5 protein-coding genes are annotated in these 7439 nt (G+C 69.2%); 3 read left to right on the top strand and 2 right to left on the bottom strand.

Annotated features, from left to right (window positions below):
* The first annotated feature begins 59 nt into the window (after window positions 1-59).
* Window positions 60-710: a TetR/AcrR family transcriptional regulator gene (locus EDF46_RS14955; RefSeq protein ID WP_158614269.1), complete on the top strand. Its 651-nt coding sequence runs from the start codon at window positions 60-62 to the stop codon at window positions 708-710.
* A 24-nt stretch (window positions 711-734) separates the two neighbouring features.
* Here the strand turns inward: EDF46_RS14955 and EDF46_RS14960 are convergent, their stop codons facing one another.
* Entirely contained in the window at window positions 735-1577 is an 843-nt protein-coding gene (locus EDF46_RS14960; RefSeq protein WP_123507084.1) for an ABC transporter permease, read from the bottom strand.
* The gene (locus EDF46_RS14965; protein WP_123507085.1) at window positions 1574-2617 is read right to left on the bottom strand and encodes an ATP-binding cassette domain-containing protein; all 1044 of its coding nucleotides are present in this window, start codon (window positions 2615-2617) and stop codon (window positions 1574-1576) included. Before EDF46_RS14965 ends, EDF46_RS14960 begins: the two co-directional genes overlap by 4 nt.
* 144 nt (window positions 2618-2761) lie before the next feature.
* On the opposite strand from EDF46_RS14965, the gene EDF46_RS14970 reads away from it, so the two are divergent.
* Together EDF46_RS14970 and EDF46_RS14975 are read left to right on the top strand one after the other, a co-directional pair.
* Complete coding sequence (locus EDF46_RS14970) at window positions 2762-6184, top strand: bifunctional proline dehydrogenase/L-glutamate gamma-semialdehyde dehydrogenase (protein ID WP_233580052.1); 3423 nt, start codon at window positions 2762-2764, stop codon at window positions 6182-6184.
* A gap of 20 nt (window positions 6185-6204) precedes the next feature.
* Window positions 6205-6975, top strand: coding sequence for a fumarylacetoacetate hydrolase family protein (locus tag EDF46_RS14975; protein ID WP_123507087.1), 771 nt, complete (start codon window positions 6205-6207; stop codon window positions 6973-6975).
* Window positions 6976-7439: the final 464 nt, after the last annotated feature.

The following is a 7439-nucleotide window of genomic DNA, read 5'->3' on the forward strand; positions in this document are numbered from 1 at the left end:
GGTCGACGGGCTTCACCCGGCAGAGCCTACTCACGCCGACCTCCCGTATCGTCGGTGTCGTGAGCATCGAGACGACCGCAGACGACGAGCGCGTCGCCACCCGCCGCGGCAGCTATGCCAAGGGCGTGGCGAAGCGCGAGGCGATCCTCGACGCGGCGCTGCCCGTGTTCGGGCAGTCCGGCTTTCACGGGGCGTCGCTCCGCGAGATCGCGCGGCAGTGCGGCGTCTCGCACCAGTCGCTGATGCACTACTTCCCGACGAAGGACGCCCTGCTGCTGGCCGTCCTCCGTCGCCGCGACGAGCGCCTTCGCACGCATTTCGACGATCCGGGAGGAATGCGGCTCGGCGAGCTGGTCGAGCTCGCCGAGTACAACGTCGGCGTGCCCGGCGTCATCCAGCTCTTCAATACTGCGTCGGCCGAATCGACGTCTCCCGAGCACCCGGCGCACGACTACTACGCCGATTTCTACGAGCGGATCATCGCCTCGACGACGCAGTACCTCGAGGTCGCCGAAGAGCGCGGCCTGCTCGCGCCTGGTTTCACGGCGGAGACAGCGGCCCGAGTCGTTCTCGCCGTGCAGGACGGCCTGCAGCTGCAGTGGCTCTACGACCGGGACGCCGTCAAGGTCGCCGAGGCGATGCGGCTCGTGATCGTCACGATCGTGACGGTCCCGCTCGACGAGCTCGACCGGCTCGTGGCCGAACGCTAGAGGCGGCGCTCGCCGGTGCCGCGCTCACCGCGAGCTGATCGACTCGTACCGTCGGATGCACCACGGCACGAACACGACGAGCATCACCGCGATCCCGATGAGCACGGTGGCCAGCGAGTGCTGCTGCGTCCACACGTCGGGGGTCGGGGTGGAGCCCTCGTTGCCGAACAGCTCGCGCGCCGTCTGCACGAGCGATGACACCGGGTTCCACTCCGCGAAGATGCGCAGCGCGGTGGGCAGCGTGTCGCTCGGCACGAAGGCGTTCGAGACGAAGGTCAACGGGAACAGGATCATGAACGAGGCGTTGTTGATCGTCTCGGGCGACTTCACGCTCATGCCGAGCAGGGCCATCACCCAGCTGAACGCGTAGCTGAAGAGCAGCAGCAGCCCGACGCCGGCAAGGAACTCGAGCGGCGTGCCGTTCACCCGCCAGCCTACGGCGAACCCGGTCGCCATCATGATCACCATCGAGATCCCGTTGAGCACGAGGTCGGAGTTCGTCCGCCCGATCAGAACGGCCGACGACGACATCGGCAGGGTGCGAAAGCGGTCGATGATGCCGTTCTTGAGGTCGTTGGCCATCGCCGACCCCGAGAACGTCGCTCCGAAGACGACGGTCTGGGCGAAGATGCCCGCCATCAGGAACTGCGTGTAGTCCGTGCCCTTGACGGCGATCGCCCCGCCGTAGACCTGGCTGAAGAGCAGCACGAACATGATCGGCTGCAGAACGGCGAAGATCAGCATGTCGGGGGAGCGCTTGATCTTGATGAGGTTGCGCTTGGTGACGGCCCAGCCGTCCGAGAACCAGCTGGCCACCCCTGTCGCGGGTGCGACGCGGGGGCTGCCGGGGGCGATGACGGCGGTCACGCTGCCTTCTCCTTCGAACGCTTCGGCTTCTTAGGCTTCTTCGGCTTCGTGCCCGAGGGGCCGGCGGTCTCGTCGGGATCGCCTGCGTTGACCTCGGTGCTCCGGCCGGTCAGGCGCAGGAACACGTCGTCGAGGGTCGGGCGCCGCATGCCGGCGTCGTGGAGCTCGATGCCCGATGCCTCGAGGTCGGCCAGCACGCTCTGCAGCGACTGCGGGCCGTTCGTCACGCCGACGTCGACGGTGCGGCCGTCGCTCGAGACGACGGGCTCGCCGTCGCCGTATCGGGTGAGGATGCGGACGGCCTCCTCTCTCGCATCGGAGGTCATCAGCGAGACGACGACGCGGTGGCCGCCGACCTGCTCCTTGAGCTGATCGGACGTGCCCTCGGCGATGACCCGGCCGCCGTCGATGACGGAGATGTCGTCGGCGAGCTGGTCGGCCTCCTCGAGGTACTGCGTGGTGAGCAGGACGGTCGTCCCCTCCTTCACCAGGTCGGTGATGATGCCCCAGAGCGACAGGCGCGACCGCGGGTCGAGTCCGGTGGTCGGCTCGTCGAGAAAGAGCACCTCCGGGTTCGTGACGAGCGCGCCAGCGAGGTCGATGCGCCTCCGCATGCCGCCCGAGAAGCCCTTGACCGGCCGGTCGCCGGCGGCGGTCAGGTCGAACATGTCGACGAGCTCGCGCGCTCGCCGCTGCGACTCGGCTCGCCCGAGGTGGTAGAGGCGGCCGATCATGTCCAGGTTCTCGAAGCCCGTGAGGTTCTCGTCGACGGCGGCGTACTGGCCCGAGACGCCGATGACCCGCCGGGTGGCGCGTGGATCGGCGAGCACGTCGATGCCGGCGATGGTCGCGCTGCCTTCGTCGGGACGCGTGAGCGTGGTGAGCACCTTCACCGTGGTGGTCTTGCCCGCTCCGTTGGGGCCGAGCAGCGCCTTGACCGTGCCCCGCGGCACCGACAGGTCGAGTCCGTCGAGGGCGTGGACGGGCCCGGACTTGGATTTGTAGCGCTTGGTCAGTCCTCGCGCCTCGATGATCGTCATCAGTGCCTCCAGATCGTGGTCGCCCCGCGGTGGTGGCCGACAATATATCAGCATCAGTGGAATTTCTATGAGCGGATTTCCCCACGTGTGAATAACTCGTTACAGACCTTGCCGAGCGGCAAGTTTTGCTCCTATCCTTGCCGCGTGTCCGACATTGACGAGTCCCTCAGCACCCCCGTCCCGACCCACCTGGGCGAAGCAGCGGTCGCGCTCGCGCATCGCTGGGTCCACGAGTCGAGCTCGTCGCCGAGCACTCGCTCGGCCGAGCTGCTCGCCGAGGTCCTTCGCGACGAGGCCGGGCTGGCGTTCACGATCGGCTTCGTCGATCGGGTCGTGCGCCCCGAGGACCTCTCGGTAGCGGCACGCAACCTGGCCGACCTGGCCAGGCGGGCACCGGAGTTCCTGCCCTGGTACATGAGGGTGGCCGTCCGCGCAGGAGGCCTGCTCGCACCCGCCGCGCCGAGAGTGGTCGTACCCGTCGCCCGGCGCGTGCTGCGCTCGATGGTCGGCCACCTCATCGCCGACGCGAGGCCCGAGCGGCTCGGCAGGGCGATCGCGGCGCTCAAGGCCGATGGCACCCGCCTCAACCTCAACCTGCTGGGGGAAGCCGTGCTCGGCGACCGCGAGGCCGAGCACCGGCTGGCCGGGACGAAGGCGCTGCTCGAGCGGCCCGACGTCGACTACGTGTCGATCAAGGTGTCGTCGATCGTGAGCCAGCTGTCGATGTGGGCCTTCGACGAGACGGTCGAGCGCGTCGTCGAGCGGCTCACGCCTCTGTACGAGATCGCGGCGCAGTCGCCATCGCCCAAGTTCATCAACCTCGACATGGAGGAGTACCGCGACCTCGACCTGACGCTCGCCGTCTTCATGCGCCTGCTCGACCAGCCGCAGCTGCACTCGCTCGAGGCCGGCATCGTGCTCCAGACCTACCTGCCCGACGCGCTCGCCGCGATGCAGCGGCTCTCGGCCTGGGCCACGACACGCGTCGACTCGGGCGGCGCGGCGGTGAAGGTGCGGGTCGTGAAGGGCGCGAACCTCGCCATGGAGCTCGTCGACGCCGCCGTCCACGACTGGCCGCTCGCGACGTACGGCACGAAGCTCGACAGCGATGCCAACTACAAGAGGGTGCTCTCCTGGTCCATGACGCAGGATCGCACCCGCGCCGTCCGCCTCGGCGTCGCGGGGCACAACCTCTTCGACATCGCCTTCGCCCACCTGCTCTCCGTCGAGCGCGGCGTCGCCCATCGGGTCGAGTTCGAGATGCTGCTCGGCATGGCCGAGGGGCAGGCCGAGCTGGTCAAGGCCGACGTCGGCGGGCTCCTCCTCTACACGCCGGTGGTGCACCCGCGCGAGTTCGACGTCGCCATCAGCTACCTGATCCGCCGCCTCGAAGAGAACGCCTCGCATGACAACTTCATGTCGGCCGTGTTCGAGCTGGCCACGAGCGAGGCCCTCTTCGAGCGCGAGAAGAATCGCTTCCTGGCGGCACTCGGCGCAGCGACAGACGAGGTGCCCGCGCCACACCGGCTGCAGTCGAGGCCGACCGAGCAGCTCGCCGTGCGTCAGACCTTCCACAACGAGCCCGACACCGACCCGGCACTCACCGCGAACCGCGACTGGGGCCGGGCGATCCTCGCCGCTGTCCCGTCGTCCGAGCTCGGCGTCGCGACCATCGACGCGGCACGGATCATCGATTCCGCGACGCTCGAGTCGGTCGTCCGGGGAGCGGTCGCCGCCGCGCCCTCCTGGGCCGCTCTGGGCGGGACCGGCCGAGCCGAGGTGCTGCGCCGCTGCGCCGTCGAGCTGGGTCGCCGTCGCGCCGACCTGATCGAGGTCGCCGCAAGCGAGACGGGCAAGACCATCGCCGAGGGCGATGTCGAGGTGTCGGAGGCCATCGACTTCGCGAACTACTACGCGGGTCTCGCCGAAGAGCTCGACCTCGTCGACGGGGCCGAGTTCCTGCCCCCTGCTCTCGTGGTCGTCACACCGCCGTGGAACTTCCCGGTGGCGATCCCGACGGGGTCCACCCTGGCGGGGCTCGCTGCGGGCGGCTCGGTCATCATCAAGCCGGCCGGGCAGGCGAAGCGCTGCGGCGCCGTTCTCGTCGAGGCGCTGTGGGCGGCGGGGGTGCCGCGCGACGTGCTTCGCCTCGTCGACATCGACGAGGGCGACCTCGGGCGTCAGCTGGTGTCGCACCCGGAGGTCGATCGCGTGATCCTGACCGGGGCCTTCGAGACGGCCGAGCTGTTCCGCTCGTGGCGGCACGACCTGCCGCTGCTGGCCGAGACGAGCGGCAAGAACGCGATCGTCGTGACGCCGAGCGCCGATCTCGACATCGCGGCCTCCGACGTCGTCAAGTCGGCGTTCGGGCACGCGGGGCAGAAGTGCTCGGCGGCGAGCCTGGCCATTCTGGTCGGGTCGGTGGCGACGTCGGAGCGCTTCCTGCGCCAGCTCGTCGACGCCGCCTCGAGCCTTCGGGCGGGGCTGCCCGATGACCCGACGACGCAGATGGGGCCCCTGGTCGAACCCGCCGCGGGCAAGCTGCTCGATGCCCTCACGGTGCTGTCGCCGGGCGAGAAGTGGCTCGTCGAGCCGCGTCGCCTCGACGACTCCGGCCGCCTGTGGTCGCCGGGCATCCGCACCGGGGTCGCACCGGGCAGCCCGTTCCACCGCACCGAGTACTTCGGGCCGGTGCTCGGCATCATGACGGCGGCGACCCTCGACGAGGCCATCGAGCTGCAGAACGCCACCGACTTCGGGCTCACCGCGGGCATCCACACGCTCGACAGCGACGAGCTGGCCACCTGGGCCGAGGGCGTCGAGGCCGGCAACCTCTACGTCAACCGCGGCATCACCGGGGCCATCGTGCGCCGCCAGCCATTCGGCGGCTGGAAGCGCTCCACGGTCGGCGCCGGAGCAAAGGCCGGCGGCCCGAACTACCTGGTGCACCTCGGCTCGTGGCGGCCGGCGCTCCTGACAGAGCCGGCGCCTGTCGACCTGATGCCCGCCGTGCGGCAGATCGTCGAGGCGTTCGGGGCGCAGGAACTCCGGGCGGCGGCCACCGCCGACGAGCACGCCTGGCGTTCGTCCTTCGGCGCCGCCGTCGACGTGTCCGGGGTCGGCCTCGAGCGCAACGTGTTCCGCTACCGCCCCCTCCCCGTGGCCGTGCGGCTCGCCGAAGGCGGCTCCGTGGCCGACTTCGCGCGCGTGCTGTGCGCCGCACTCCGCGCGGGGGCGCCGGTCGAGGTCAGCTCGGCGGTCGAGCTCCCGGCGTCGGTCGTCGAGGCGCTCGGGTCGAGGCTGTCGGCGCCTGCCGCCGACACGGAGTTCGCCGACCTGCTGTCGCGGGGTGCGCTCGGTGCGACGCGCCTGCGGCTCGTGGGTCCGGCCACCGCTGTCGCCGCGGTCCACGTCGCCCTCGCCGGCGACCCGTCCGTCGCCGTGTACGCCCAGCCGGTCACGGCAGCGCCCCGCCTCGAGCTCCTGCCCTTCCTCCGGGAGCAGGCCGTCGCCGTCACCGCACACCGCTTCGGCAACCCCGACCCGTGGAGCGACGGCGTCCTGTAGTGCCGGGATAGGCTCGGGGCGTGAAGATCGCGCGTTTTGCTAGTCCTGGTGAAGACCCCCGCTTCGGCGTCGTCGACGGCGAGGACCTCGTCGTCCTCGCCGGAGACCCCATGTACGCCGGCTACGAGACGACGGGGGAGCGCGTGCCCCTACGCAGCACGAAGATCCTCGCGCCGGTGATCCCGCGCTCCAAGGTCGTCGGCATCGGGCTGAACTACTACGACCACGCCGACGAGATGGGCCAGGAGGCGCCGGAGTTCCCGGTGATGTTCCTGAAGCCCAACACCACCGTGGTCGGCCCCGGCGACCCGATCCAGATCCCGCCGGTCGAAGGCGAGATCCACCTGGAGGGCGAGCTGGCCATCGTGATCGGCGCCGTCGCCAAGCGTGTCAAGGCGGAGGACTACGCCGACGTGGTCTTCGGCTACACGATCGCCAACGACGTGACGGCCCGCGGTCCGCAGCAGTCGGACGGACAGTGGACCCGCGGCAAGAGCTACGACACCTTCTGCCCGATCGGCCCGTACATCGAGACCGAGCTGGACTGGAGCGACCTCAAGATCCAGTCGCGAGTCGACGGCGAGCTGCTGCAGAGCGAGTCGACGATGCAGATGATCCACAAGATTCCTGAACTCGTCGCCTACGTCAGCGATGTCTTCACGCTCCTCCCCGGCGACATCATCCTGACGGGGACCCCGGCGGGCGTCGGCCCGTTCACCGAGGGATCGACGGTCGAGATCGCCATCGAAGGCCTCGGCTCGCTGATCAACCCGGCGCGCGCCCGGATCTAGTGCGATGCCGGCTGGCCCCGCAGACACGGCTCGTCCCCTCCTGTACTCGGGAGGGGACGAGCCGTTTCTGCGGACTTGGCTGTGTCTAGGCGGCAGGTGTCGCGCGACACGCCCGGGATGCGGTCGAGATTTGCCGGAAACGGGATCGACACGTATTGTTTTCTCTTGTCACCCCAAAGGAACGGAAACGGGCCGCTGGTTGAAGTGCTTGTCGCTTCAGATAGCTGCTAACCTTCCTCAAGCGGGACACCTTCTCCCCTCACTTCAGTGGGATGCGGAGGAGCAAGCAAGACTCCAACCGCCAGTCCTCGGACTGGGTGCGAAGCTCTCTCGAGAGTGTCGAAGTCTAGTTGAACATCGGTCTAGAACCGGGTTTGACAGGGCCCGATCGGGTGGATAAGGTTTCAAAGTTGCCTCGGGCGAAGATGGTTTAGATCGTCGGGTTTCGGGTGCGTTTGGTCCTT

The organism is Frondihabitans sp. PhB188, assembly GCF_003752365.1.
Lineage (GTDB): Bacteria > Actinomycetota > Actinomycetes > Actinomycetales > Microbacteriaceae > Frondihabitans.

Excerpts from the sequence above, each read along its gene's own strand:
- EDF46_RS14965 (WP_123507085.1), bottom strand. The coding sequence starts at position 2,617 with ATGACGATCATCGAGGCGCGAGGACTGACCAAGCGCTACAAATCCAAG.